Source organism: Streptomyces sp. NPDC004539, from assembly GCF_040610055.1.
Taxonomy (GTDB): Bacteria; Actinomycetota; Actinomycetes; order Streptomycetales; family Streptomycetaceae; genus Streptomyces.
On sequence record NZ_JBEXLS010000008.1, the window covers coordinates 324,103 to 349,237 of the forward strand.

General features: G+C 71.1%; 26 protein-coding genes and 1 pseudogene. 13 read left to right on the forward strand and 14 right to left on the reverse strand.

What is annotated here, in order from left to right; genetic code table 11:
- Positions 1–123 precede the first annotated feature (123 nt).
- A complete protein-coding gene (locus tag ABZX85_RS19570) occupies positions 124–699 on the forward strand; it encodes a 2'-5' RNA ligase family protein (RefSeq protein ID WP_355869720.1) in 576 nt (191 codons plus the stop codon).
- Here ABZX85_RS19570 and ABZX85_RS19575 read toward each other — a convergent pair.
- The gene (locus ABZX85_RS19575) at positions 696–1,451 is read right to left on the reverse strand and encodes a decaprenylphospho-beta-D-erythro-pentofuranosid-2-ulose 2-reductase (protein ID WP_355869723.1); all 756 of its coding nucleotides are present in this window, start codon (positions 1,449–1,451) and stop codon (positions 696–698) included. The genes ABZX85_RS19570 and ABZX85_RS19575 overlap by 4 nt on opposite strands.
- 38 nt (positions 1,452–1,489) lie before the next feature.
- Positions 1,490–2,839 (reverse strand): FAD-binding oxidoreductase, encoded by a 1,350-nt coding sequence (locus ABZX85_RS19580; RefSeq protein ID WP_355869726.1) that lies wholly within the window; start codon positions 2,837–2,839, stop codon positions 1,490–1,492.
- A 143-nt stretch (positions 2,840–2,982) separates the two neighbouring features.
- Between ABZX85_RS19580 and ABZX85_RS19585 the strand changes: the two genes are divergently transcribed.
- The 4 genes and pseudogenes from ABZX85_RS19585 to ABZX85_RS19600 all read left to right on the forward strand — a co-directional run bounded on the left by ABZX85_RS19585 (position 2,983) and on the right by ABZX85_RS19600 (position 5,753).
- Positions 2,983–3,507 carry a phosphatase PAP2 family protein gene (locus ABZX85_RS19585; protein ID WP_355869729.1) on the forward strand — a complete coding sequence of 175 codons (525 nt, stop codon included), beginning with the start codon at positions 2,983–2,985 and terminating at the stop codon, positions 3,505–3,507.
- Positions 3,504–4,454: a decaprenyl-phosphate phosphoribosyltransferase gene (locus ABZX85_RS19590; RefSeq protein WP_355869732.1), complete on the forward strand. Its 951-nt coding sequence runs from the start codon at positions 3,504–3,506 to the stop codon at positions 4,452–4,454. The genes ABZX85_RS19585 and ABZX85_RS19590 overlap by 4 nt, the downstream gene beginning before the upstream one ends.
- A pseudogene (locus tag ABZX85_RS19595) lies at positions 4,415–4,849 on the forward strand (GtrA family protein); the annotation flags it as partial. The gene ABZX85_RS19590 and the pseudogene ABZX85_RS19595, both read left to right, overlap by 40 nt.
- Positions 4,850–4,874: 25 nt before the next feature.
- Positions 4,875–5,753 carry a YihY/virulence factor BrkB family protein gene (locus ABZX85_RS19600; RefSeq protein WP_355869735.1) on the forward strand — a complete coding sequence of 293 codons (879 nt, stop codon included), beginning with the start codon at positions 4,875–4,877 and terminating at the stop codon, positions 5,751–5,753.
- A 5-nt stretch (positions 5,754–5,758) separates the two neighbouring features.
- Here ABZX85_RS19600 and ABZX85_RS19605 read toward each other — a convergent pair whose 3' ends face one another.
- A complete protein-coding gene (locus ABZX85_RS19605) occupies positions 5,759–7,114 on the reverse strand; it encodes a D-alanyl-D-alanine carboxypeptidase (RefSeq protein WP_355869738.1) in 1,356 nt (451 codons plus the stop codon).
- Between the two features lie 91 nt (positions 7,115–7,205).
- Between ABZX85_RS19605 and ABZX85_RS19610 the strand changes: the two genes are divergently transcribed.
- The 3 genes from ABZX85_RS19610 to ABZX85_RS19620 all read left to right on the forward strand — a co-directional run bounded on the left by ABZX85_RS19610 (position 7,206) and on the right by ABZX85_RS19620 (position 10,541).
- Positions 7,206–7,445: a hypothetical protein gene (locus ABZX85_RS19610; protein ID WP_355869741.1), complete on the forward strand. Its 240-nt coding sequence runs from the start codon at positions 7,206–7,208 to the stop codon at positions 7,443–7,445.
- A gap of 49 nt (positions 7,446–7,494) precedes the next feature.
- Positions 7,495–8,793 (forward strand): metallophosphoesterase, encoded by a 1,299-nt coding sequence (locus ABZX85_RS19615; RefSeq protein WP_355869744.1) that lies wholly within the window; start codon positions 7,495–7,497, stop codon positions 8,791–8,793.
- 197 nt (positions 8,794–8,990) lie between these two features.
- Complete coding sequence (locus ABZX85_RS19620) at positions 8,991–10,541, forward strand: ABC transporter substrate-binding protein (protein WP_355869746.1); 1,551 nt, start codon at positions 8,991–8,993, stop codon at positions 10,539–10,541.
- Here the strand turns inward: ABZX85_RS19620 and ABZX85_RS19625 are convergent.
- Positions 10,538–11,983: a HAMP domain-containing sensor histidine kinase gene (locus ABZX85_RS19625; RefSeq protein WP_355869749.1), complete on the reverse strand. Its 1,446-nt coding sequence runs from the start codon at positions 11,981–11,983 to the stop codon at positions 10,538–10,540. The genes ABZX85_RS19620 and ABZX85_RS19625 overlap by 4 nt on opposite strands.
- A complete protein-coding gene (locus ABZX85_RS19630) occupies positions 11,983–12,672 on the reverse strand; it encodes a response regulator transcription factor (protein WP_355869752.1) in 690 nt (229 codons plus the stop codon). The genes ABZX85_RS19625 and ABZX85_RS19630 overlap by 1 nt, the downstream gene beginning before the upstream one ends.
- A gap of 172 nt (positions 12,673–12,844) precedes the next feature.
- On the opposite strand from ABZX85_RS19630, the gene ABZX85_RS19635 reads away from it, so the two are divergent.
- Positions 12,845–15,247: an MMPL family transporter gene (locus tag ABZX85_RS19635; RefSeq protein WP_355869980.1), complete on the forward strand. Its 2,403-nt coding sequence runs from the start codon at positions 12,845–12,847 to the stop codon at positions 15,245–15,247.
- On the opposite strand, the gene ABZX85_RS19640 is transcribed toward ABZX85_RS19635, so the two are convergent.
- From ABZX85_RS19640 to ABZX85_RS19660, 5 genes are all read right to left on the reverse strand, one after another.
- Positions 15,244–15,723, reverse strand: coding sequence for a Uma2 family endonuclease (locus tag ABZX85_RS19640; RefSeq protein WP_355869755.1), 480 nt, complete (start codon positions 15,721–15,723; stop codon positions 15,244–15,246). The two genes, ABZX85_RS19635 and ABZX85_RS19640, sit on opposite strands and share 4 nt — an antisense overlap.
- A 45-nt stretch (positions 15,724–15,768) precedes the next feature.
- Positions 15,769–16,518, reverse strand: a complete 750-nt coding sequence (locus tag ABZX85_RS19645; RefSeq protein WP_355869758.1) for a TetR family transcriptional regulator — start codon at positions 16,516–16,518, stop codon at positions 15,769–15,771.
- A gap of 10 nt (positions 16,519–16,528) precedes the next feature.
- Entirely contained in the window at positions 16,529–17,053 is a 525-nt protein-coding gene (locus ABZX85_RS19650) for a DCC1-like thiol-disulfide oxidoreductase family protein (protein ID WP_355869759.1), read from the reverse strand.
- A gap of 32 nt (positions 17,054–17,085) precedes the next feature.
- Positions 17,086–17,499 (reverse strand): hypothetical protein, encoded by a 414-nt coding sequence (locus ABZX85_RS19655; RefSeq protein ID WP_355869762.1) that lies wholly within the window; start codon positions 17,497–17,499, stop codon positions 17,086–17,088.
- A 129-nt stretch (positions 17,500–17,628) separates the two neighbouring features.
- Entirely contained in the window at positions 17,629–18,036 is a 408-nt protein-coding gene (locus tag ABZX85_RS19660; protein WP_355869764.1) for a VOC family protein, read from the reverse strand.
- A gap of 140 nt (positions 18,037–18,176) precedes the next feature.
- On the opposite strand from ABZX85_RS19660, the gene ABZX85_RS19665 reads away from it, so the two are divergent.
- The 3 genes from ABZX85_RS19665 (at position 18,177) to ABZX85_RS19675 (ending at position 19,652) form a co-directional block, all read left to right on the forward strand.
- Complete coding sequence (locus tag ABZX85_RS19665; RefSeq protein ID WP_355869767.1) at positions 18,177–18,728, forward strand: TM2 domain-containing protein; 552 nt, start codon at positions 18,177–18,179, stop codon at positions 18,726–18,728.
- The gene (locus ABZX85_RS19670; protein ID WP_355869770.1) at positions 18,721–19,146 is read left to right on the forward strand and encodes a DUF2752 domain-containing protein; all 426 of its coding nucleotides are present in this window, start codon (positions 18,721–18,723) and stop codon (positions 19,144–19,146) included. Before ABZX85_RS19665 ends, ABZX85_RS19670 begins: the two co-directional genes overlap by 8 nt.
- 236 nt (positions 19,147–19,382) lie before the next feature.
- Positions 19,383–19,652, forward strand: coding sequence for a TM2 domain-containing protein (locus ABZX85_RS19675; protein WP_355869773.1), 270 nt, complete (start codon positions 19,383–19,385; stop codon positions 19,650–19,652).
- Between the two features lie 69 nt (positions 19,653–19,721).
- On the opposite strand, the gene ABZX85_RS19680 is transcribed toward ABZX85_RS19675, so the two are convergent.
- Positions 19,722–20,429 carry a hypothetical protein gene (locus ABZX85_RS19680; protein ID WP_355869776.1) on the reverse strand — a complete coding sequence of 236 codons (708 nt, stop codon included), beginning with the start codon at positions 20,427–20,429 and terminating at the stop codon, positions 19,722–19,724.
- A gap of 140 nt (positions 20,430–20,569) precedes the next feature.
- Between ABZX85_RS19680 and ABZX85_RS19685 the strand changes: the two genes are divergently transcribed.
- Entirely contained in the window at positions 20,570–21,457 is an 888-nt protein-coding gene (locus tag ABZX85_RS19685) for a hypothetical protein (RefSeq protein WP_355869779.1), read from the forward strand.
- A gap of 386 nt (positions 21,458–21,843) precedes the next feature.
- Here ABZX85_RS19685 and ABZX85_RS19690 read toward each other — a convergent pair whose 3' ends face one another.
- The 3 genes from ABZX85_RS19690 to sdhA all read right to left on the reverse strand — a co-directional run bounded on the left by ABZX85_RS19690 (position 21,844) and on the right by sdhA (position 25,121).
- Positions 21,844–22,443 carry a hypothetical protein gene (locus ABZX85_RS19690; protein ID WP_355869782.1) on the reverse strand — a complete coding sequence of 200 codons (600 nt, stop codon included), beginning with the start codon at positions 22,441–22,443 and terminating at the stop codon, positions 21,844–21,846.
- Between the two features lie 159 nt (positions 22,444–22,602).
- Complete coding sequence (locus ABZX85_RS19695) at positions 22,603–23,367, reverse strand: succinate dehydrogenase iron-sulfur subunit (RefSeq protein WP_055721464.1); 765 nt, start codon at positions 23,365–23,367, stop codon at positions 22,603–22,605.
- Complete coding sequence (gene sdhA / locus ABZX85_RS19700; RefSeq protein ID WP_355869785.1) at positions 23,367–25,121, reverse strand: succinate dehydrogenase flavoprotein subunit; 1,755 nt, start codon at positions 25,119–25,121, stop codon at positions 23,367–23,369. The genes ABZX85_RS19695 and sdhA overlap by 1 nt, the downstream gene beginning before the upstream one ends.
- Positions 25,122–25,135 lie beyond the last annotated feature (14 nt).

Here is a 25,135-nt window from a genome sequence, read left to right on the forward strand (position 1 = left end):
GAACGACACCGGCGTCCGCCGGAGAAGAGCGCTGCACATCACTACGGCTGCGCCTGCCCACACGCGGGCGGTGGCCGTACAGTCGATAGCCGAACGCACAGACACCAGATGACAGGAGACGACGTGGGGACCGTAACGATCGGCGTGTCGATCGCGGTCCCGGAGCCTCACGGCAGCCTGCTCCAGGAGCTGCGCGCGGGCTTCGGCGACGCCGCCGCGCACGGCATCCCCACGCACGTCACGCTGCTCCCGCCGACGGAGGTGGACGGCGAGGCGCTGCCCGCCGTCCGGACGCATCTGACGGACGTCGCCCGCGCGGGCCGCCCGTTCCCGATGCGCCTGTCGGGGACCGGCACCTTCCGGCCGCTGTCCCCGGTCGTGTTCGTCCGGGTCGTCGAGGGCGTCGAGGAGTGCGCCCGGCTCCAGCAGCAGGTCCGCGACGCCTCCGGCCCGGTCGCCCGGGAGCTGCACTTCCCCTACCACCCGCACGTCACGGTCGCCCACGGCATCGACGAGTCCGCGATGGACCGTGCGTACGAGGAACTCTCCGGGTACGAGGCGGAGTGGTCCTGCACCGGCTTCGCGCTCTACGCGCAGGGACCGGACGGGGTGTGGCGGCAACTCCGCGAGTACCCCTTCGGCAGCCCGGTCGTCCCGCCCCAGGCGTCGGCGCCGGTCGACTCGGTGCCCAGCCTCTAGAGAGGCAGCCGGCGGAACACCCCGCGCGGGACGTGCCGCAGCGCCGACATCACGACCCGCAGCACCCCCGGCACCCACACCGTCTCCGCCCGCCGCCGCAGCCCCGCCTCGATCGCCGTGGCGACCGCCTCGGGGGTGGTGGCGAGGGGCGCCTCCGGGAGGCCCGCCGTCATCCGGGTACGGACGAAGCCGGGGCGGACGACCATGACGTGCACCCCTGTCCCGTGCAGCGCGTCCCCGAGGCCCTGGGCGAAGGCGTCGAGGCCCGCCTTGCTGGAGCCGTAGATGAAGTTCGCGCGGCGGGCGCGTTCCCCGGCGACGGAGGAGAGGACGACGAGGGAGCCGTGGCCCTGCGTCTGGAGCGCGCGGGCGGCGACGAGGCCCGAGGAGACGGCCCCGGTGTAGTTCGTCTGCGCGACCCGGGCGGCGGCGAGGGGCTCGCGCTCGTCGTGCGCCTGGTCCCCGAGCACGCCGAACGCGAGGAGGACGACGTCGATGTCCCCCTCCGCGAAGACCTTCCCGAGGGCGGTCTCGTGGGACTCGGTGTCGAGGGCGTCGAAGGCGACCGTGCGGACGTCCGCGCCGAGCACCCGCAGGTCCGAAGCGGCCTCCTCCAGCGCGGGGGAGGGACGGCCCGCGAGCCACACCGTGCGGGCGCGGCGGGCGATCAGGCGGCGGGCGGTGGCGAGGGCGATCTCGGAGGTGCCGCCGAGGATCAGGAGGGACTGGGGGAGGCCGAAGGCGTCTTTCACCGTGACTCCGTTTCAGATTTCACCGTGACTCATGATTTTCAGAGGGACAGCCGGCGCGCGAGGTCGGACACGAACACCCCGCGCGGGTCGAGCTGGGCGCGCAGTTCACGGAAGTCGTCCACGCGCGCGTACATCGCGCCGAGCAGCTCCGGCCGCAGCCGGGAGTCCTTGGCGAGGTACACGCGCCCGCCCGCGCCGGCGACCTCCTCGTCCAGCTCGTCCAGGAAGCCCGCGAGGCCGGGCAGGGCGGCCGGGACGTCGAGCGCGAGGGTCCAGCCGGGGCGCGGGAAGGAGAGCCACCCGGGGTCGCCCTCCCCGAACCGCTTGAGGACCGCGAGGAACGACGGGCAGCGCCGCTCCGAGATCCGCCGGACGATCCGCCGCAGCGCCTCCTCCTGCCCGTGCCCGACGACGAACTGGTACTGCACGAAACCGGCCCGCCCGTAGATCCGGTTCCAGTGCGGGACGCCGTCCAGGGGGTGGAAGAACGTGGAGATCCGCTGGAGTTCACCGGCACGCGCGCGGGGGGCCCGCCGGAACCAGAGTTCGTTGAAGGCGCCGACGGTCGTCCGGGTCAGCAGGCCGCCGGGGAGGAAGGCGGGGGCGGCGGGGAGCGTCGGGGGGCGGAACGCGAGGGGCTGCCGACGCGCGCGGGCGGGGAGCGCGTCCAGGTGCGCGTGGTCGCCGCGTGTGAGGACGGCGCGGCCGGTGGACGCCCCGCGCGCGAGGAGGTCGATCCAGGCGACGGAGTACCGGTGGTGGCGGTCGCTCTCGGTCAGCCGGGCCATCAGGTCGTCGAGGTCGGCGGCGCGTTCGGTGTCGACGCTCATCAGGGACGTCTCGACGGGCAGCAGGCGCACGCGCGCGGTGAGGATCACCCCGGTCAGGCCCATGCCCCCGGCGGTCGCGTCGAACAGGGGGGTGCCCTGGCGGACGGTGCGGACCGTGCCGTCGGCGGTGAGCAGCTCGAACGAGGGGACGTGCCGGGCGAAGGAGCCGGACGCGTGGTGGTTCTTGCCGTGGATGTCGGCGCCGATCGCGCCGCCGACGGTGACGTACCGGGTCCCCGGGGTGACCGGCACGAACCAGCCCAGCGGGAGGAGAACCTCCATCAGGCGGTGCAGGGAGACGCCCGCGTCGCACAGGACGACGCCCTCGGAGGCGTCGATCGCGTGGACCTTGTCCAGCCCGGTCATGTCGAGGACGGCACCGCCCGCGTTCTGCGCCGCGTCGCCGTACGCCCGTCCCAGGCCCCTCGGGATGCCTCCCCGGGCCCCGCAGCCCCGGACGGCCGCCACGGCCTCCTCGTACGTCCCTGGGCGGATCAGGCGGGCCGTGGAGGGGGCGGTGCGGCCCCATCCGGTGACGGAAGCGGTCTCGGCAGGCATGTCGGTGACCGTAGCGTCCCGTTGGTGGCGTTTAGTCCTGAAACCTCGTCAACATCAAATCCCCTCCCCGAAATGGGTGATAAATGGGATTTCGCCCAATATTGCCGGTTGTGCGGCCGTCTGGGCGTGAACAGTGGGCGGATATGGACGAGAACTACGACCGGCGCCTCCTGGACGCGCTCCACGCGCGCGGCGCCGATCCCCGGGTCGCGGCGGCCACGCGCGCCCTGTCGTGGGCCGGGGAGCACGGCGCGGTGTGGATCGCTGCGGGACTCGCCGGAGCGGCCGTCGACGGGGCCCGGCGGGAGCGCTGGCTGCGCGCCACGGCGCTCACGGCGGGCGCGCACGCGCTCAGCATCGGCGTGAAACGCGTCGTACGACGCCCCCGCCCCGGCCATGTCACCCCCCTCGTGCGGACCGCCGGGCGGCACTCCTTCCCCAGCTCCCACGCGGCGTCAGCGGCGGCGGCTGCCGTCGCCTACTGGGCGCTCGGTTCCCGCAACGCGTGCGCCGTGGTGCCGCTGGCCGCCGCGATGTGCGTCTCCCGGCTCGTCGCCGGCGTCCACTGGCCGTCGGACGTCGTGGCGGGCGCGGCGCTCGGCGCGGTCACCGCGCGCGTGGGCGCGCACATGGGCGCGCGCCGGACACGGGCGGGCGTGCCGGTATGACGCAGACCGCGCCCGAACTCCACTCGCAGCGCACCCGGTCCGGGCCGCAGCCCCCGCCCGCCGGACCGCCGCGCGGGCTCCTTCGCGGCCTGCTGCGGACCGCCCGGCCCAAGCAGTGGGTCAAGAACGTCCTAGTGGTCGCCGCGCCCGCCGCCGCCGGACGCCTGCCGTCCTGGCACACGGTGAGTCGACTCGCCCTCGTCTTCGTCCTGTTCACCGCCTGCGCGGCGGCCGTCTACCTGGTCAACGACGCGCGCGACGCCGACGCGGACCGCGCGCACCCCACGAAACGCCACCGCCCGGTCGCCGCCGGACAGGTCCCCGTGCCCGTCGCGTACGCCGTGGGCGGCCTGCTCGCGGTCTCGGGACCGGTGCTGGCCCTCCGGCTCTCCACGCCCGGGGTCGCGGCGCTCCTGGCGGCGTACGTGGCGCTGCAACTGGCGTACTGCGTGCGCCTCAAGCACGTCCTCGTCGTCGATCTCGCCGTCGTCTCCACCGGGTTCCTCATGCGGGCCACCGCCGGGGGGCTCGCGCTGGGCATCCCGCTGTCGCGGTGGTTCCTCATCACCACCGGGTTCGGGGCGCTGTTCATGGTCGCCGCGAAGCGGTACTCCGAGGCCGTCCAGATGGCCGGGAAGGCGGGCGCCACGCGCGCGTTGCTCACCGAGTACACGACCGGGTACCTGCGGTTCGTGTGGCAGCTCGCCGCCGGGGTCGCCGTCCTCGGGTACTGCCTGTGGGCGCTGGAGGGCGAGAGCGGGGCGAGCGTGCTGCCGTGGCGTCAGCTGTCGATGGCCGCGTTCATCCTCGCGGTGCTCCGGTACGCCGTGTTCGCGGACCGGGGGACCGCCGGGGAGCCCGAGGAGGTCGTCCTCGGGGACCGGGCCCTCGCGGTGATCGGGGTGGTGTGGATGGCGATGTACGGGCTGGCGGTGGCGGGTTGGTGAGGCCGGGAGGTCTCCGGGGGGAGGTCGTGTCCTTCGCGGCCGTCGGGGCGCTCGCCTACGCCACCGACCTCGCGCTCTTCACGTACCTGAGGGGGCCCGCCGGACTCGGCCCCCTCACCGCGAAGTCGCTGTCCTTCCTGGCGGGCTGCGCGGTCGCCTACTGGGGCAACGCGCGCACCACGTACCGGCACGCGCGCGTGCGGGGAGCGCGGCCCCGCGCCGTGTTCCTCGCCGTCAACCTCGCGGGCGCCCTCGTCCAGCTCCTCTGTCTCGCCGTCAGTCACTACGGCCTCGGCCTCACCTCCCGGCTCGCCGACACGGTCTCCGGGGCGGGCGTCGGGATGGCGCTGGCTACGGTCCTGCGGTTCTGGGGAACCCGTACCTGGGTCTTCCGGCACGACGTGAGGCAGAGTTCGGATCATGGACTGGCTGAAAGGGCTCCCCGTGGTGGGGCCGCTGACCGTACGGCTGACGGCCACGCACGCGTGGCGGTCGTACGAGCGGCTCGACAAGGTGAAGTGGACGCGGCTCGCCGCCGCGATGACGTTCATCAGCTTCGTCTCGCTGTTCCCGCTGCTGACGCTGGCCGCCGCCGTCACGGCCGCCGCGCTCAGCGGTGACCAGCAGCGGCGCCTGGAGGAGCGGATCGCGGACCAGGTGCCGGGGATCTCCGGGCAGCTGGACGTCGCCTCGCTCGTCCAGAACGCCGGGACCGTCGGACTCATCGCCGGCGCCGTCCTGCTGTTCACGGGGCTCGGCTGGGTCGGCCAGATGCGGGACTGCCTGCGCGCGGTCTGGGAGCTGCCGGACGACGCCGGCAACCCCGTCCTCGTCAAGGCGAAGGACGCGGGCGTCCTGCTCGGGTTCGGCGGCGCGGTCCTGCTGACCTTCGCCGCGTCCACGGTCGCCACCTGGACGGTCGGCAACGTCGCCGACGCGCTCGGCCTCGACGAGCACGGCTGGGGGGCGCTGCTGCTGCGCGTGGCCGCCTTCGCGGTCGCCGTCCTCGCCGACTTCCTGCTCCTCCTCTACGTCCTCACCCTGCTCCCCGGCGTCGACCCTCCCCGCCGCCGCCTCCTCGAAGCCGCCCTCCTCGGCGCCGTCGGCTTCGAACTCCTCAAACTCGTCCTCAGTAGTTACCTGCAAAGCGTCGCCACCAAGTCCATGTACGGCGCCTTCGGCGTCCCCGTCGCCCTCCTCCTGTGGATCAACCTGACGGCCAAGCTGGTGCTGTACTGCGCGGCTTGGACGGCTACGCGGGCGGGGGAGGAGAGCGAGGCGGAGGAGGGCGGGGACTGAAGGGCTCAGGCCCCCGGCTTCTCCGGTTTCTCCTCGGGCCCCGGCTTCTCCTCCGGTTCGCCGGGCGCCGTCTCTCCCGCCTGTGCCGTCTTCCCGGAGGGCCACTTGCGGTTGACGAGGAACACGCCCCCGGCGAGCAGCACGAGCATTCCGCCGGTGATGGCCATCGCCGTGCCCATCCCGCCCGAACCGTGCGTGGCGGTCTTCGCGGCGACCGGGGTGCCCGAGGCGTTGTCGGTGCCGCCCGCCTGGCCGGTGGGGGTGGTGGTGCTGGCGGAGCCGGGCTGGGCGGTCGCGGGGGCGGCGTTCTTCGGGGGGACCAGCTCGCCGATGGGGCGGGTCTTGCCGGCGGCCTGGAAGCCCCAGTCGAAGAGGGCGGCGGTCTCCTTGTAGACCTCGTTGTGGTCCTCCTTGGCCGGGTTCATGACCGTCACCAGGAGGACCCGGCCCGCGCGTTCGGCGACGCCCGTGAACGTCGCGCCCGCGTTGGTGGTGTTGCCGTTCTTGACGCCCGCGATGCCCTGGTACTGGGCGATGTCGTAGTCGCCGCTGAGGAGACGGTTGGTGTTCTGGATCTCGAAGGGGGTCCGGGTGGTCTTCCCGGTCTTCGCGTCCTTCTTCGTCTCCCCGGGGAACTTCGCGCGCACGGTCGACGCGTACTCCCGGAAGTCCTTCTTCTGGAGCCCCGAACGGGCGATCAGCGTCAGGTCGTACGCGGACGACACCTGCCCGGGGGCGTCGTACCCGTCGGGCGAGATCACGTGCGTGTCGAGGGCCTGCAACTCCTCCGCGTGGGCGTTCATCTCGGTCACCGTCGCCGGCACGCCCCCGTTCATCGCCGACAGCACCCGCACCGCGTCGTTCCCGGACCGCAGGAACACCCCGAGCCACAGGTCGTGCACGGAGTAGGTCTCGCCCTCCTTTATGCCGACGAGGCTGGAACCCGACCCCATGCCGTCCAGTTCGGCCCGCTCCACCTTGTGCTGCGTGGTCTTCGGGAAACGCGGCAGCACGGTGTCCGCGAACAGCATCTTCATCGTGCTCGCCGGCGGCAGCCGCCAGTGCGCGTTGTGCGCCGCGAGCACCTCCCCCGACTCCGCGTCCGCGACGATCCACGACCGCGCGGTGATGTCCTTCGGCAGCACGGGCGCCCCGTTCGCCAGATCCGCCTGCGTCCCCGGCAGCGCCAGCCGGGCGCCCCCGACGGACGACATCTTCGCGGGCGGCGTCACCGAGGGGCTCGGCGACGGGCTCGGCGAGGGGGCGGCGACGGCGAAGGGCGCGGTGAGCGCGGCGGTCGTGAGCGTGGCGGCGGTGACCGTCAGGGATCGCCTGACGGCCCGGTTCATGGGTGCGGGCACGACGCCGAACGTACCCGCCGCCCGGGGGGAAGTCCCACCGCCCACCCCACCCGGCCGCCGGAACCGGACACCCGGCGGCGATACTGGCCGCATGAAGCTCAACCGCCCCCTCTCCTGGTTCCTGCTCGCCTTCGGGGTGTGGAGCTGGGTCATCTGGATCACTTTCGTGAAAAATCTGATCAAGGACGGGAGCGGTCTCGCGTTCGACGACGGACATCCCACGGCGTACTTCTGGGTGCACCTGACGCTCGCGGTCGTGTCCTTCGTATTGGGGACGGCCATCGGGCTCATCGGGTTGCGTTCACTGCGCGCCCTGCGCTTCACGCAGTAGCGGATCGAGCCACCGCAATGACCGACGGGACAAGGGGTTTACGACAGTCATGGTGATCGTCTTCGGCGCGCTCGTCCTGGGCGTCCTGGTGACCGGCAACTGGTACCTGTGGCGCCGGCTGTTCCGCGACACGACCCGGGGCCCGGGGTGGCCCCGCCGGGCCGGTGCCGCCCTGATCGCGGGCGGCTGGGTCCTCGCGATCACCGGCCTGGTGGCCGAGCGCACCGGCGCCCCCTTCTGGCTCCAGCGCACCCTGGCCTGGCCGGGCTTCCTGTGGCTGGCCCTCGCGATGTACCTGCTGCTGGCGGTCCTGGCGGGGGAGGCCGTACGGCCCCTGCTGCGGCTGTACCTGGAGCGTCGGGCGGCACGCGGGCGCGCCGAGGAGACCTCCTCCGAGCCCGTGAAGGCCCCTCAGGAGCCCGCGCGCACCCTCTCCGAGGTCCCGGCGGCGCCGGACGCCTCCCAGGCCCCTGAGCCCCCGCGGGCGGCCCCCGTCCCCGAGGCGCCCAGCCCTCTCGCCGTCCCCTCCCGCCGCCTCTTCGTCTCCCGTGTCGTCGCCGGAGCCGCCGCCACCGCCGCCGTCGGGACCGTCGGGTACGGCACGTACGGCGTCCTGCGCGGCCCGAAGGTGAAACGCGTCACGGTCCCGCTGGCCAAGCTCCCGCGCGGGGCGCACGGTTACCGGATCGCCGTCGTCAGTGACATTCACCTCAGTCCGATCCTGGGCCGGGGGTTCGCGCAGAAGGTCGTCGACACCATCAACGGCACGCAGCCCGACCTGATCGCGATCGTCGGCGACCTGGTCGACGGCAGCGTCAAGGACCTCGGCCCGGCCGCCGCCCCCCTCGCCCAACTCCGGGCCCGGCACGGCGGGTTCTTCGTCACCGGGAACCACGAGTACTTCTCCGGCGCCGAGCAGTGGGTCGACGAGGTCCGCCGCCTCGGCCTGCGCCCGCTGGAGAACGAGCGCACCGAACTCCCCTGGTTCGACCTCGCCGGGGTCAACGACATCGCGGGCGAGAGCGAGGGCCAGGGCCCCGACTTCACCAAGGCGCTCGGCGACCGCGACACCGCGCGCGCGTGCGTGCTCCTCGCCCACCAGCCCGTGCAGATCCACGACGCCGTCGACCACGGCGTCGACCTCCAGCTCTCCGGCCACACCCACGGCGGCCAGCTCTGGCCCGGCAAGTACTTCGCGGAGGCCGCCAACCCCACGGTCTCCGGCCTGGAGCGCTACGACGACACGCAGTTGTACGTCTCCAACGGCGCCGGCGCCTGGGGGCCGCCCACGCGCGTGGGCGCGCCGTCCGACGTCACCGTCATCGAGCTGGCGTCCCGTCAGGCGTGAGCGCGGCGCCCTACCGGCTGTGGAGACCCTGTGAAACCGGACCGAAACCTGTGTTCGGGTAAGTTCTCTCTCATCTCATCCGATTAGCCTTCCCTGGGGGAAAGCGTGTGTGATTAGGTGAGCCGGCCATTCAGGGGAGTGGCCCTTTTTTTCGTAAGGCTGGGCCCGTGAAGGGCCTGGGGAGGCAGGGCACCACCATGCGATCTGTTCGCATGCGGATCATCGCGGCGCTCGCCGTACTGGCCGCTGTCGGCGTGGGCGGGTGGCAGTTGCTGCCGTCCTCTTCCGGCGACGACAAGACCATCGTGGTCGGTACGACGGACACCATCACGTCCCTAGACCCGGCGGGCTCGTACGACGCCGGCTCCTGGGCGCTGTACAGCAACGTCTTCCAGTCGCTGCTGACGTACGCGCCGGGCGGCGTCTCGCCCGTCCCGGACGCGGCCAAGAGCTGCGGCTTCGCGAGCGGCGGGCTGACGACGTACCAGTGCGAGCTGCGCACCGACCTCAAGTTCCCCAGCGGGCGCAAGGTCACGCCGAAGGACGTCAAGTACTCCATCGACCGGATCAAGAAGATCAACTCCCCGGTCGGGCCGTCCTCCCTGCTGTCCACCCTCAAGTCCGTCGACGCGGACGGCGACAACGTCGTCTTCCACCTGACCTCCGCCGACGCGACGTTCCCGTTCAAGCTCGCGACCGGCGTCGGCTCGATCGTCGACAGCACGAAGTACCCCGAGAACAAGCTCCGTACGGGCGACGGCGTCGACGGCACCGGTCCCTACACGCTCTCCGGGTACTCCAAGGGCAAGAAGGTCGACCTGGAGCCGAACGGGAACTACAAGGGCGCGTTCAAGGCGGGCAAGCCGATCGAGCTGCGCTACTACGAGGACTCCACGAAGCTGGAGGCCGCCTGGAAGGCGCGCGACGTCTCCGTCGCCGCCCGGCAGCTGCCGCCCGAGATGCTCGCCTCCCTCAACGCCAGCGACCCCGACCAGCGGGTCAACGAGGCCGAGAGCTCCGAGACGCGCAACCTGTACTTCAACACCCGCGCGGACTCCCCCCTGCACGACGCGCGCGTGCGCCGCGCCGCCGCCTGGCTCATCGACCGCCAGCAGCTCGCGACGTCCGTGTACGACGGCACCGTCGACCCCCTGTACTCGCTGATCCCCGCCGGGATCACCGGGCACACCACGTCGTTCTTCGACGCCTACCCGAAGACGAGCGTCGCCAAGGCCAAGGCGCTCCTCCAGGCCGCCGGCGTCAGCACGCCCGTCACCATCACCTACGGCTACGGCAAGACCGGCGTCGCCGCGCAGGAGACCGCCGAGCTGAAGCGCCAGCTCGAAACGGGCGGGCTGTTCAAGGTGAACGTCAAGCCGTACGAGTGGACCGACTTCCAGAAGCAGTGGGCCACCGGCAAGCTCGACGCGTACGCCGTCGGCTGGGTCGCCGACTACCCCGACGCCGACACCTTCGCCGCCCCCCTCGTCGGCACCGACTCCACGATGAACACCGGCTACAGCAACAAGGCCGTCGACAAGCTCATCCAGGACAGCCAGCAGTACGCCGACCGCAGCCGCGTCTCCGACGACTTCCGCCGCCTCCAGGACGACGTCGCCGAGGACGCCCCCGTCATCCCCCTGTGGCAGCGCAAGGAGTACGTCGTCGCCACCGAGGACATCAGCGGCAGCCAGTACCTCGCCGACGGCAACGGCGTCTTCCGCCTGTGGAGCCTCGGCTGGATCTAGGGACACCCTGACGGCCGTTGCGGCAGCACCACCGTCACCGCGAGGCCCTTGCCCGGGGCCGTCTTCACGGTGACGGTTCCGTTGTGGGCGTCGATGACGCCCTGGACGATCGCGAGGCCCAGGCCGCTGCCGGCGGCGTTGCCGGTGCGGAAGAAGCGGTCGAAGACGCGGGAGGCGTTCTCGGGGGTGAGGCCGGGGCCCTCGTCGGCGATCCGGACGAGCACGCCGGTGTCCTCGCGGTGCACCGAGAGGTGGACCGGGACGTCCGGCGGGGTGTGGGTGCGGACGTTGGAGACGAGGTTGCCCAGCACCTGCCGCAGCCCCGACTCGTCGGCCTGGAGGAGCAGCGTCCCCGACGCCTCCACGGTCAGCGGACGCGCCGGCTGCTGGGCCCGCAGATCCTGCGCCGCGTCCCGCACGAGCCGCGTGATGTCGACGGGGCGCAGCCGCAGTTCGGGATGCTGGTCGAGGCGGGCCAGCGTGAGGAGTTCGTCCACCAGCCGGCCCATCCGGTCGACCTCGGCGTTCATCCGGTCCCAGGCCCGCAGCCGCTCTTCCTCCTCGCGCAGCATCCCCTTGTCGTACAGCTGGAGATAGCCCCGGATCGCGGCCAGCGGGGTGCGCAGCTCGTGCGAGGCGTCCGCGACGAAACTGCGCAGCTGGGCGCCGCTGCGCTCGCGGGTGCGGTACGCCGTCTCGACCTGGTGCAGCATCGAGTTGAGGGCCAGCCGCAGCTGCTCGACCTCCTGCGTGGCCTCCCGGCTGGACGGCACCCGCCGGGTCAGGTCCCCCTCGGCGATCGCGGACGACGTCTCGACCATGTCCTCAAGCGGCTGCATCCGGCGCCGCACGCTGAACAGCGTCAGGCACGCGAGGAGCGCCAGCAGCAGCCCCCCGACGGCGAGATCGGCCCGCAGCGCCTTCGCCATGCCCTTGTGGAGGCCGTCGGCGGAGGTCGCCATCAGGATGTTCGTGCCGTCCTTGAGGCGCGTCGCGGTCGCCCGGTAGGGGGCGCCGTGCAGCTCGACGTCCTGGGGGGTGCTGCGCCGCATGAGCCGCGCGGGCGGCCCGACGGCCTCGGCGATCCCCCTCTGCGCCTCCGTCGGCCCGATCCCGAACAGCGGCAGCGCGTTCCCCCGGTCGTCGACGGCGGCGAACACCGAGTCCGGCGTCGACGGCTCCCCCGACCGCTCCGGCGCCACCTGGTCGCGGATGAACGCGAGGACGGTCAGCGAGTCGATGTCCCGGAGGGTGAGCTGCGAACTCTCCAGCGAGGCCCGCGTCTTGGTCAGCCCGGAGTCGATCTGCCCGACCAGGTAGTGCCGCATCGCCATCAGACTCACGGCCGTCGCCGCCGTGATCCCGAGGGCGAGCAGCGCGACGTTCGCCAGCGTCAGCTTCACCCGCAGCGAACGCATCGCCCACGCGCGCGGGATGCCCATCACGCCAGCCCGTACCCCACCCCGCGCCGCGTCGTGATCACCGGCGGCCCCAGGGCGGACAGCTTGCGCCGCAGATAGCTGATGTACGTCTCGACGACGGTCGACTCGGGCGGCGTGTGCTCGTACTGCCAGACGTGGCGCAGGAGTTGCTCCTTGGGGACGATCCGGCCGCCGTTGCGCACCAGGAACCGCAGCAGCGCGTACTCGGTCGGCGTCAGCTCCACCGTGCGCCCCGCGCGGTGCACGCTGTACGTCGTCTCGTCGAGTTCGAGGTCGCCGTAGCGCAGCGGCGGGCGCTGCGGCAGGACGTCCGCCGCGCGCGTGCGCCGCAGCACCGCGCCGATCCGGGCGACGACGACGTCGATGTCGAACGGCTTGGTGATGTAGTCGTCGCCGAAGCCGAGCGCGCCGACGATCTCGGCGGGCGAGTCCCGCGCGGTGAGGAACACGATCGCCAGGTCGGCCCGGCGGGAGCGCAGTTCACGGCCCAGCGCCCGCCCGTCGCCGTCCGGGAGGATCACGTCGAGGAGCGCCACGTCGGGCCGGGTGCGGCCGGCGAGCGCGAGGGCCTCGCGGACCGTGCCCGCGACCATCACCCCGAAGCCGTGGAAGCGCAGGGCGATGGCGAGGACGTCGGCGATGCTCGGCTCGTCCTCCACGACCAGCACGGTGCCCGGAGCCGTTGTCATGCCCTCAGTATCGGGGCCCCGGAGGCGGCCGTGGGGGGTTTCTCTTTGGAGTTCCTTGAGAGTCGCGCCCAGTGGATGTCCAGCCGCGCGTGCTCCTGTCGATGCTGTCACTCAGGACCTGGGGGACCGACCGAACCGACCGGAGAAGAAAAGGAGTTGAAGCGTGGCGGCATTGGCACGCTGGTGCTACCGGCACCGGCTGGTGGTCCTGTTGCTGTGGGTGGGGGCACTGTTCGGGATGGGGTTCGCGGCATCGGCCGCCGGCACCAATTACGCGAACGTCTTCTCGCTCCCGGACACGGACTCCAAGAAGGCGTACGACCTGATGGAGAAGGCGTTCCCGGCGCGCGCGGGCGACACCGACACGGTCGTGTGGAAGACGGACGGCGGAACGGTCCGCGACGACGCCGTACGGCGCCGGATCGAACCCGCGCTGAAGGAGATCGCGGGAATGGCCGGCGTCGGTGACGTCGCCGGGCCGTACGCGGGGGACGCCGGGGCGGCGCAGATCAGCCGGGACGGGACGATCGCCTACGCGCAGGTGACGTTCACCAAGCAGGCCAACGAGGTGCCCAAGGAGCTGATCGAGAAGGTCGTGGACGCCGCTCAGGGCGCCGAACAGTCCGGTCTGCGGGTCGAGCTGGGGGGACAGGCCATCCAGCGCGTCCAGGAGCCGCCCACGGGCCTCGCGGAGATGGTCGGGCTCGCGGCGGCGGCGATCGTCCTGTTCCTCGCGTTCGGCTCGCTGTTCGCGATGCTCCTGCCGATCGCCATCGCCGTCTTCGGCGTCGGCATGGGCCTGTTCGGCACGCAGCTCCTCAGCCACACCACCGACATCCCCGACCTCGCCCCGCTGCTGGCCTCCCTGATCGGCCTCGGCGTCGGCATCGACTACGCCCTGTTCATCGTCACCCGGCACCGCAAGGGCGTGCTGCGCGGCCTCGACCCCGAGGACTCCGCCGTCACCGCGCTCAACACCTCCGGGCGCGCGGTGCTGTTCGCGGGCGGCACGGTCTGCATCGCGCTCGCCGGGATGCTCGTCACGAACCTGCGCTTCCTCGACGGCGTCGTCATCGGGACGTCCCTGACGGTCGTCCTCAGCGTCCTCGCCGCGACGACCCTGCTGCCCGCGCTGCTCGGCTTCCTCGGGCCGCGCGTGCTGAGCCGCAAGCAGCGGCGACGGCTGGCCGCCGAGGGGCCCGAGGCGGAGAAGGCGAGCGGGCCCGCCGCCCGCTGGTCCGGGACCGTCCAGCGGCGGCCCCGGTCGATCGCCGCGCTCGCGTTCGCCGTCATGGTCGTCCTCGCGCTGCCCGTGCTGTCCCTGCGGCTCGGCGCGACCGACCAGGGCAACGACGACTCCACCACGACGACCCGGCAGGCGTACGACCTCCTCGCGGAGGGCTTCGGGCCCGGCTTCAACGGGCCCCTCCAGGTCGTCGCGAGCGGCGGGGACACGGCCGCGCTGGTCCGGGGGATCGAGGCGACCGAGGGGGTCGCGCGGGTGGCCGCGCTGCCGCCGGCCCAGGGCGTCACCGTCGTCCAGGTCGTCCCCACGACCTCGCCGCAGTCCCGGGAGACCGACGATCTGATCGACACCCTGCGCGACCGGGTCATCCCGCAGGCGGGGGTCAGCGCGCACGTCGGGGGTGTCACGGCCGTCTCCAAGGACTTCGCGACCGTCACCGGCGACCGGCTCCCGCTCTTCGTCGCGACGATCATCGGGCTCGGCTTCCTGCTGCTCCTCGTCGCCTTCCGGTCGCTGGTCGTGCCGTTGACGGCGGCCGTGATGAACCTCGTCGCCGCCGCCGCCTCGTTCGGGGTCCTCGTCGCGATCTTCCAGTGGGGCTGGGGGCTCGAACTGCTGGGCCTCGGCAAGGAGGGGCCCATCAACGCCTTCCTGCCCGTCATCATGCTGTCCCTGCTCTTCGGGCTCTCCATGGACTACCAGGTGTTCCTGGTGAGCCGCATGCACGAGGAGTGGGTCCACACCCGCGACAACGCCCGCGCGGTACGGGTCGGGCTCGCCGAGACCAGCCGCGTCATCAACTCCGCCGCGCTCATCATGGTGTGCGTGTTCCTCGCGTTCGTCCTCAGCGGGGACGCCGGGGCGGCGATGGCCGGCGTCGGCTTGGCGGTCGCCGTCGCCCTGGACGCGTTCATCCTCCGCACGGCCCTGGTCCCCGCCGCCATGCACCTCCTCGGCGACTCCAACTGGTGGCTCCCGCCCTGGCTGGAGAAACGCCTCCCGCACCTGGCGGTGGAACCGGCGGAGGAGCGGTCGGATGCCTCTGCGGCCCACGGCCCCGCATCCGTCGTCCACGGCTTCGTCCGCGACACGGAGGGCGACCCCGTCCCCGACGCGGCGGTGACCCTCCTCTCCCAAGGCGGAGGCCGCCAACTCGACCACGTCACCACCCTGGCCGACGGCTCCTACATCCTCGCGGTCCCGACGCCGGGGATGTACCTCCTCGCGGTCACAGCCCCGTCGTACGGGTCGTCGGCTCGGCATGTGAGCGTGGGGGAGGGGCCGTTGGTGCAGGACGTGGAGCTTCGGGAGGGGGAAGTGGTCGGCTAGCGGCCCGCTTCGAGGACGGCGGAGACGTCCACGGTGACGTCGGCGCCGAGCACGGCGGTCTCGCCGGGGGCGTGTACGTGATGGCTCGCGTACGTGTCCCCGGCGGGCTCCGTGAAGACGTGCAGCCTCTCGTGCTCCCGGTCGACGACCACGTAGACCGGCACACCGGCGGCGGCATACGCGCCGACCTTGGTGTGGAGGTCGGTCCGCCAGTTGTCGGAGGTGACCTCCAGGACGAGGCGGAAGCACGCGGGGGCGTAGCAGTTGTTCTCGACGAGGTGACTGTCGATGTCGGCGCTCACCAGGGAGAGGTCCGGAACGGCGTAGTCCTCGGGGCCGGTGGGGAGCCAGATCCCGACTCCCAGGAGCACCTTCTCGTCGTGCCCTGCGGCGAAGAACGCGCGCATGAGGTCGGTCAGGACCTCGGAGTGAGGGGCGTCGCCGCGCAGCGGTGAGACGAGCATCCTCGTGAACATCACCGGCACCTGACACCCCGTTCGGGAGCCTTCAACCGAAAGTGATCACTCCTCCTTCCCCTTTCCCTTGCCCCCCGCCCCCGGGTCCGGCATCAGCCGTGTCATCCCCGGCAGGAAGTCCGTGAAGAGTTCGTGGACCTCGCGGACCAGGGGGCGTAGGACGCGGAAGCGGGAGAGGGCTACGCCTCGGGCGGTGAGGCGGGCGCCTCGTTCGGCGAGGCGGTAGCTGCGTTCGCGGTCTTCTGTGCGGTCGAAGATCCAGTAGAGGACGAGGCCCATCTGGGAGAGCCACATCAGTTCCGGGAGGACGTCCTTCAGGTCGTCGGCGACCTTCGTCTTCGTCGCGCCCGACAGGATTTCGCGGTGGACCGAGATCGCCTCCTCGCGCGCGTGCTCCGACTCGGGGGAGAAGGGGCTCAGGGGGCTGTCGGGATCGGCGGCGTTCTTGAAGAACTGGACGGCGAACTCGTGGTACGGCGTCGCGAGGTCGAGCCAGAGGCGCAGCACCCCGGCGAGCCGCGCCTCGAAGTCGGTCTCCCGGGCGAGCAGCGGGCGGACGGCCGCCCGGTGCTCGGCGGCGAGCCGGTCGTAGAACCCCTGGATGAGGTGTTCCTTCCCGGCGAAGTAGTAGTACGCGTTGCCCACGGAGACCCCCGCCTCCTGGGCGATGGCCCGCATCGTCGTCTTGTCGTACCCCCGCTCCTGGAACAGCCGCATCGCGGTCTCCAGGATCAGCGCACGGGTCTGCTCGGACTTGCTCGGGGCTGCGGCGGGGCCGTCGTTGTTCGCGGACACGGTCGCGAGCCTAACCAGTGGCGCAGGAGCCGCCGTCACAGGCGTACGCCCAGCCGTCGTAGGGGTCGTACCTCCACCCGTCCCCCCGCTCGTACGCTCCACCGCCCCACCCGCCACCCCACCGGCTCTCCCGCAGCCGCGCCGCCGCCAGCACCGCCCCGCGCGCGAGCCGTTGCCCCGACGGCGTGCTCAGCCGGTGCGCGAGCGGCCGGTGCTCCCGCAGCGCCCACAGGACGACGATCCAGGCGGCGGTGTCCCGGTAGACCTGCCCGCCGTCCCCGACGACGGTGATCTCGTCGAGGGTCGAGGTGTGGTCGAGGTCCGGGAAGAGCTCCCGGGCCGCGTCGGAGCCGGCCGGCACGAGATCGAGGGGGACGAGCTGCGGCTGGCGTGCGAGCCACCCGCCGAGGGTGCGGCAGAGCCCGCACCCCGCGTCGTACAGGACAGTCAGCCGGCGGACCGGGACGCCCTCGGCGTCCCGGTCGGCGGCCGTCGCGTGCTGATCGGCGGCCGTCGCGTGCTGATCGGTCGCCATGGCGCCCCGGTCCGCTGTCACGGCCTCGCCGCTCACGCCTGGGCCGGCTTCGTCGGCGCGACCCACCCGCGCGGCGCCACCGGCGGCACCTGCCCCCGCTCCAGGACCCCCCGGCGCCGGATGCGGCTCAGGACGTACACGTTGCCCAGGTGCATCGCGCCGAGGACCAGCAGGACGACGCCGAGCTTCGTCGAGAGGGCCTCGAAGATCTCCCGGGTGTTCGCCAGGGCGTCGTCGCCGCTCAGGTAGAGGGCGACGAAGCCGAGGTTGACGAGGTAGAAGCCGACCACCAGGAGGTGGTTCACCGCGTCGGCCAGCTTCTCGTCGCCGTGCAGCACGTCCGCGAGGAACAGCCGGCCGTTGCGGCTGAGGGTGCGGGCGACCCAGACGGTCAGCGCGATGCTGACGGCCAGGTAGACGACGTACGAGATGACGGTGCGATCCATGTCCCCACCACTTTCTTGAACGCGTTCAAAACGCTGTCAGGACTGACTGTAGACCTGTTTTTGAACGTGTTCAAGTCAAGGGATGGGGGCATGGGGAGGGGGCTCACGGGAGGGGCTCGCGGCGGAGCCTCAGGTGCGGGCCAGCTCCGGCCGCTTCGTGTAGTCCGTGAACCCGAGGACGTTCCCCCAGGGGTCCGCGATCTCCACCGTCCAGCCCGTCGACACGGACGCCGGTTCGTCGAGCGGCGCGACCCCCGCCGCCGTCAGCCGCCGCGCGACCGCCCGCGCGTCCGGCACCTCCAGCCACACGCGCGTGCACCCCCACGGCGGTGGACGGTGGCCGAGGGCCTCCTCCTGCCGCAGCAGAATCCCCGGCGTCTCGCGCCCCACCTTCAGCAGCGCGATCCCGCCCTCGTCGAACCGGAACCCCACCGCGAACCCGGCGCGCTCGTAGAACCGCACCGCCTCGGCGAGATCCCCGACCGGCAGCAGCACGTTGTCGAACCCGAGCAGCTCGTACGACTCGTCATCAGACATACCGTCACAATAGGTGCGCGACGCTTCGGAACCGGTGATTGCCGGTCCCCGGCGGCCGGTGTCCGGACCGGGTGCTGCGGCGCGGTGATGTCGGGCAAGATGGCGTGCATCAGATTGTCGGACCTTGGGGGAGCACCACCGTGTCGGAACAGCCGCAGCAGCCCTACCAGCCGCCGGGGTACGGCTACCCGGGCAGCAACCCCTACGGGCAGCCCTCGAAGGAGAACCCCTACGGGGGGCAGCCCCAGCAGGACAACCCCTACGGGCAGCCCCAGCAGGGGTACGGGTATCAGCAGCAGCCCCCGCAAGGGCCCCCGCCGGGTCAGGGTCCGGGGTACCCGCCGCCGCCCCCTCCGGGCTACGGGTATCCCGGAGGCGCCGTCCCGCCCGGCCCCGGCCAGCCCGGCGGCTACGCCCCGCCGCCCGGCACGTACACCGGTGACCCGTACGCCCCCTACGGGTACGACGCCTACGGGCGCCCCTACTCGGACAAGTCGAAGATCGTCGCGGGCATCCTCCAGCTCTTCCTGGGCACCTTCGGCGTCGGCCGCTTCTACGTCGGGCACGTCGGGCTCGGGCTCGCCCAGCTCTTCACCTGCGGCGGCCTCGGCATCTGGGCGCTGATCGACGGCATCATCCTGCTGACCAGCGACAGCACGACGGACGGGCAGGGCCGGGTGCTCCGTGGCTGAGACGGCGCCCGCGCCGCCGTCCACCCCCACCCGGCCGTTCCTGCGGCACCCGGCGACCGCCCCCCTCGCGGTGCTCGTCGCCGGGGCCGCGGGGTCGGTGTACCTCTACGGCACCGACCCCCACCAGCCGGGGCACCTGCTGCCCCAGTGCCCCTTCCGGCTCGTCACCGGCCTCCTGTGCCCCGCCTGCGGCGGCACGCGCATGGTGTACGACCTCATGCACGGCCGCTGGGACGCGGCCTGGCTCGACAACCGCGCCCTCCTGCTCGCGGCACCGTTCGCACTCGCGCTGCTCGGCCGCTGGATGTGGGAGGGGCTGGTCCGCCGACGGCACTGGCGGCCCCGGCTCAGCGGCCGTGCGCAGCTGGCGGTCCTCGGGCTCGCCGTGCTGTGGACCGTCGTCCGCAACCTTCGCTGACGCGACCCTTTTCGGCGTTTCCTGGTTGATCGCGGCTTCCGAACTGGCCTGAAGCATTCGGAAGTTGGCGCAAGATTTGTCACGGAACGGGAACGATAGTTCGACAGAGGTGTCGATCGGTGACGTCGGCTGCCTACGCTCAGCGCTCACACACGGGGGGCGACCGAGTCATGTGCTGACAGGCGCGCGCTCCCCGGTTCTCGCATCCGAGCAGTCCCGTCAGGAGAGCAGTCCCTATGACCGTCCCCGTCCCCAACCCCGAGGCCCCCTACGGCTACGACCCGCAGGGCCGCCCGTACTCCGACAAGTCGAAGATCGTCGCCGGCATCCTCCAGATCTTCCTGGGCGGCCTCGGCATCGGCCGGTTCTACGTCGGCAGCGTCGGCGTGGGCATCGCCCAGCTCCTGACCTGCGGCGGCCTCGGCATCTGGGCGCTGATCGACGGCATCATCTTCCTCGTCAGCAACGACCGCACGGACAAGCAGGGCCGCGTCCTGCGCGGCTGATCCCCCCGCGGGGTCCCGGGTCCGCCCCTGATCTTCTCCCAGGGGCGGACCCGCCACGGACCTACGGGCTCAGCAGCCGGACCGCCGGGGGCCCACCGCGATGTCGGCCATCCGCACGTCGTACGACGACGGGTTCGGGTTCGCCTGATACAGCTGCCACCCGAGCTTCAGCTTGTCGAACGTGGGGAACACGAAGTCGTCCGCCGTCCCCCCATGACTCTTCGTCGACACGGTCAGGTCGGGATTCTCGACCCCGTCGAAGTACACGGTGACCTTGTTGTCGGACGCGTCCAGGTGGAACTCCAGGCACTGCCACACGCCGCCGACGGCCGGCGCCGAGGTGCGCCAGTTCGTCCAGTCGCCGGTCACGCCCTTGTCCGAGCCCACGCCGTAGAAGTTCCCCTTGTCCGTCGGCGCGTACTGCCCGCCCAACGGCCGTACCAGCGTGGGCGAATCACTCCCCGACGCCTCCGCCATCGTCCAGTGCGCCCAGTCCGGCGAGATCGGATAGTCGCCCACCTTCACCCGCGCCCGAGCCCAAAGACTGTTGTTCTTGAGGGACTTGAGCGGCAGCACGACGAACGCCTTGCCGTTGCCCTCGGTATGAAACAGCAGCTCTTTACCGGGACGCCCACTCGTACTGGGCACCACGCTGATCGTGCTACCGGCGGACGTCTCCGTCGTCCACGCGGGGCTTGCCGAGGCAGTGGGGGGAATCGAGAAGAGTACGGCGGTCGCAGCCAGGAGAGCCGTCGCCGACTTGTTCAGGAGTGCCATGGCGACGAGTCTGACTTGAACTCTCAAGCAGATCAACGGAATCTTTGAGCCAGTGGATCAGCCTCCCCTCCCTGAAGGCTCCTTGACACCGCATTCCATACTGAACAGCGCTCAGGGGGCGTATGGGGAAGGCGGGCTTCGTGCGACGGGTGCTGGCGGTGCACTTCGCGCCGTGTGCGCTGTTCGTCGCCGGGGTGTGCGCGCTGCTGCGGGCGGGGAGCTTCGTGGGACGGAGCCAGTGGCATGCCGTCCCCCCACAGGGACTGTCCGATGCACTCCGGCTGACGGTGGCGGTCGCGGTCGGCTCCTCACTGCTCGGGCTGCTGCTCCAGCCGTTCCAGGTCCGCGCGGTGCGTGTCCTGGAGGGTTACTGGGACCGTTGGCCGTTCACGGCCAGGCTGGCGGAGGTACTGGCCCGTGTCCAGCGCAGGCGTTGGCGGGTGTTGCGGAAACGGGCACTTGGAACCGCCGGCGGAGACATGGCCGACGGGGTACGGGCGGACGCCCACCGTCGCCTCGCCGTCCAGCCTCCGGGGGATCGTCTGCTGCCCACCGCACTCGGGAACGCCCTGCGCGCCGGTGAGTTGAGTGCCGGGGAGCGCTACGGCCTAACCACGCTGACCTCATGGCCGAGGATCTACCTCCAGGTGTCCGACCGTATGGCCGAGGCACTCCGCTCCGCGCGTGACGCCCTTGATACCGCCGTCAACCTCTGCTGGTCCTTCCTCGCCCTCACCGTCACGAGCGCCGCCGCCCTGTACGACGAACCGTCCGCCTGGTGGCTGTGCGGCGCTGGTCTGCTGTTGGCCTGGGTGGCGTACAAGGGCGCGGTGACGGTGGCGCAGGCGTACTCGGGCCTGATGCACCTCGTCTACGACCTGCATCGCTTCGACCTGCTGCACGCACTGCACCTGCCACTGCCCCCGGACCGGGAGGGTGAGGAGGAGGCGTTCGGCGAGGTGTCGGACATGTTCGAGGGGGTCAGGCGTGGGTACGGTACCTACGACCACGGACCTACGGATTCATAGGCCCCTGGGAGAGCGGAGCCGCCACCGGGAGGACTGAGGGAGCGGCTGGTCACCCCGAGCGCGAGCGGCGTCTAGGTCAGCCAGATGACTTCGCAGTTGCTCCCGAGGGTCCCTGTTCTGGTCGTCGATACCCTGACACGAGGCGTGGACAGCTGGCGGCAGTTCCCTGACAGGACAGCTGAGCTCGTGCCTGGACCGGACCTCGGCGATGTGCTCGTCGTTCAGGTAGGCGTCGATCGCTGTCGGCCCTGCCTTGAGCGCCTTCTCCCACTCCTTCAGATGGTGTCCGATCCTGGACACGGGTCCCAGGTCCGCATGGCAGTCAGAGTGCCTGCACCGTATCGTCTGGGGCTGGTAACCCGGGAGAACCACCGCGTGCATGGACATCAAGTGCCTCCTTGTCCGGCGTGAGAGCCGGTATGCCTGGCTTGCCTGGCGACCCCGAGCCGGAGCCTGCGCTGCCAGTAGATCTCGTAGAACGTGCAGCCCAGGACGATGACGGCAGCGCCCCAGCGCCAGATTTTCTGACCGCTGTCCTTGCCCGGGGCCAGTGCGGCTGCGACGCCGAACCCGAGCAGCACGGTTCCCACGTTGAACAGAGCCATGGCCTTGTTGTTGTAGAAAACCCAGGTGGCGTAGTCGTCGCCCTGTTGGGCGCGCAACCGCGCGAACAGTTCGGGCCGCTTGGTGAGGTCGTGCCCGTACCAGTCGAGGACGTCTTCCTTGGAGTACAGGAACTTCCGCGCGTGGTAGGCCAGTTGGATGCTGTAGATCAGAGACATGGTCGACAGTACGAGGACGAGGAGCGTCGGCCCCGAGAAGAGGAACATCTCATCCTTGGCCCCCGCCACCACTCCGGCGAGGCCGAGTGAGGCTGCCGCCAGCAGTGGCGCCGCCACGAACTGGGCCTCCTTGGCGCCGTGTCCGTATCCCAGCGGAGTCGGCTGTTCCCAGCCGGGCGTCACTTCGCCCCTCTGTGTCGACACACGGCCCCCGTCTTCTTGTACACCCCTGGAAGTCGATCCGTTCGACAGGAGTGTGACGGCGAGAAGCAGCCGGCGGCAGGAGCGCGAACCCGCCAAAAACCCCTGAGGGCCCTGTTCCCGGTGGTGCGGAACAGGGCCCTCAGAAGTGACGCGGAGTGATCAGAAGCGGCGCGTGATCAGCGCTCGCTTCACCTCCTGGATCGCCTTCGTGACCTCGATGCCACGGGGGCAGGCGTCCGTGCAGTTGAAGGTGGTGCGGCAGCGCCAGACGCCGTCGCGGTCGTTGAGGATTTCGAGGCGTTGTTCGCCGGCTTCGTCACGCGAGTCGAAGATGAAGCGGTGCGCGTTGACGATGGCGGCCGGGCCGAAGTACTGGCCGTCGTTCCAGAAGACCGGGCACGAGGACGTGCAGGCGGCGCAGAGGATGCACTTGGTCGTGTCGTCGAAGCGCTCGCGGTCCTCCGCCGTCTGGAGACGCTCGCGGGTCGGTTCGTTCGTGTCCTTCGTGATGAGGAAGGGCATGACGTCGCGGTACGCCTGGAAGAACGGCTCCATGTCGACGACGAGGTCCTTGAGGACCGTCAGGCCCTTGATGGGCTCGATCGTGATCGGCTTGGCCGGGTTGATGTCCTTGATCAGGGTCTTGCAGGCCAGGCGGTTCTTGCCGTTGATGCGCATGGCGTCCGAGCCGCAGATGCCGTGCGCGCAGGACCGGCGGAACGTCAGCGTGCCGTCGAGGTCCCACTTGATCTTGTGGAGGCCGTCGAGGACGCGCTCCTTGGGGTCGATCTCCAGCAGGAAGTCTTCCCAGACCGCCTCCGCCGAGACCTCCGGGTTGAACCGGCGGACGCGGAACGTGACGGTGATGAGGTGGTCCGAGGCCGCGGCCTCCGCCTCCACCTTGTCCAGAACGGGGGTTGCCATCAGTACTTACGCTCCATCGGCTGGTAGCGGGTCTGCACGACCGGCTTGTAGTCGAGACGAATCGAGTCCGTGCCGTCGTCGCCGACCTCGCGGTACGCCATGGTGTGGCGCATGAAGTTGACGTCGTCGCGGTTGGGGTAGTCCTCGCGGTAGTGACCGCCGCGCGACTCCTTGCGGGCCAGCGCGGAGACGGCCATGACCTCGGCCAGGTCGAGCAGGTTCCCCAGCTCGATGGCCTCCAGGAGGTCCGTGTTGAACCGCCGGCCCTTGTCCTGCACCGACACGTTCTTGTACCGCTCGCGCAGCTCGGCGATCTTCTCGACGGCCGTCTTGATCGTCTGCTCCGTACGGAACACCATGACGTTCGCGTCCATGGTCTCCTGAAGCTCCTTGCGCAGCACCGCCACCCGCTCGGTACCGGTCGACGCGCGCAGGTTCTCCACCTGGTCGACGACCAGCTGCGCCGGGTCCTCCGGGAGCTCGACGAAGTCGGCCGTCTGCGAGTACTCGGCCGCCGCGATGCCGGCGCGCCGCCCGAACACGTTGATGTCCAGCAGCGAGTTGGTGCCGAGGCGGTTCGCGCCGTGCACGGAGACGCAGGCGACCTCGCCGGCGGCGTACAGACCCGGAACGACGGTCGTGTTGTCCGACAGGACCTCACCCTCGACGTTCGTCGGGATGCCGCCCATCGCGTAGTGCGCGGTGGGCTGGATCGGGATCGGGTCCGTGTACGGCTCGATACCGAGGTAGGTGCGCGCGAACTCGGTGATGTCCGGGAGCTTCGCGTCGAGCTGCTCCGGCGGGAGGTGCGTGAGGTCGAGGTAGACGTGGTCGCCCTCGGGACCGCAGCCGCGGCCCTCACGGATCTCCGTGTAGATGGAGCGCGAGACGACGTCACGCGACGCGAGGTCCTTCATGACCGGCGCGTACTTCTCCATGAAGCGCTCGCCGTCCTTGTTGCGCAGGATGCCGCCCTCACCGCGGGCGCCCTCCGTCAGCAGGATGCCCATGCGCCAGATGCCGGTCGGGTGGAACTGGAAGAACTCCATGTCCTCCAGCGGCAGCCCGCGCCGGTAGCAGGCGGCCTGCCCGTCACCGGTGAGGGTGTGCGCGTTGGACGTCACCTTGAAGAACTTTCCGGTGCCGCCGGACGCGTAGATCACGGCCTTCGCCTGGAAGACGTGGATCTCGCCGGTCGCCAGCTCGTACGCCACGACGCCGGCCGACTTCTTGACGCCGTCGACCTCGGTGATCAGCTGGTCGAGGACGTAGAACTCGTTGAAGAACTCCACGCCCTCCTTCACGCAGTTCTGGTACAGCGTCTGGAGGATCATGTGACCGGTGCGGTCGGCCGCGTAGCAGGAGCGGCGCACCGGCGCCTCGCCGTGGTTGCGGCTGTGCCCGCCGAAGCGGCGCTGGTCGATCGTCCCGTCGGGCGTCCGGTTGAACGGCAGGCCCATCTTCTCCAGGTCGAGGACGGCGTCGATGGCCTCCTTCGCCAGGATCTCCGCGGCGTCCTGGTCGACCAGGTAGTCACCGCCCTTGACCGTGTCGAAGGTGTGCCACTCCCAGTTGTCCTCCTCCACGTTCGCCAGCGCGGCGGCCATGCCGCCCTGCGCGGCACCCGTGTGGGAGCGGGTCGGGTACAGCTTCGTCAGGACGGCGGTGCGGCTGCGCTTCGTGGACTCGATGGCCGCGCGCATGCCCGCGCCACCGGCGCCGACGATGACGGTGTCGTACTTGTGGATCTTCATGTTTCTCGCAGCCC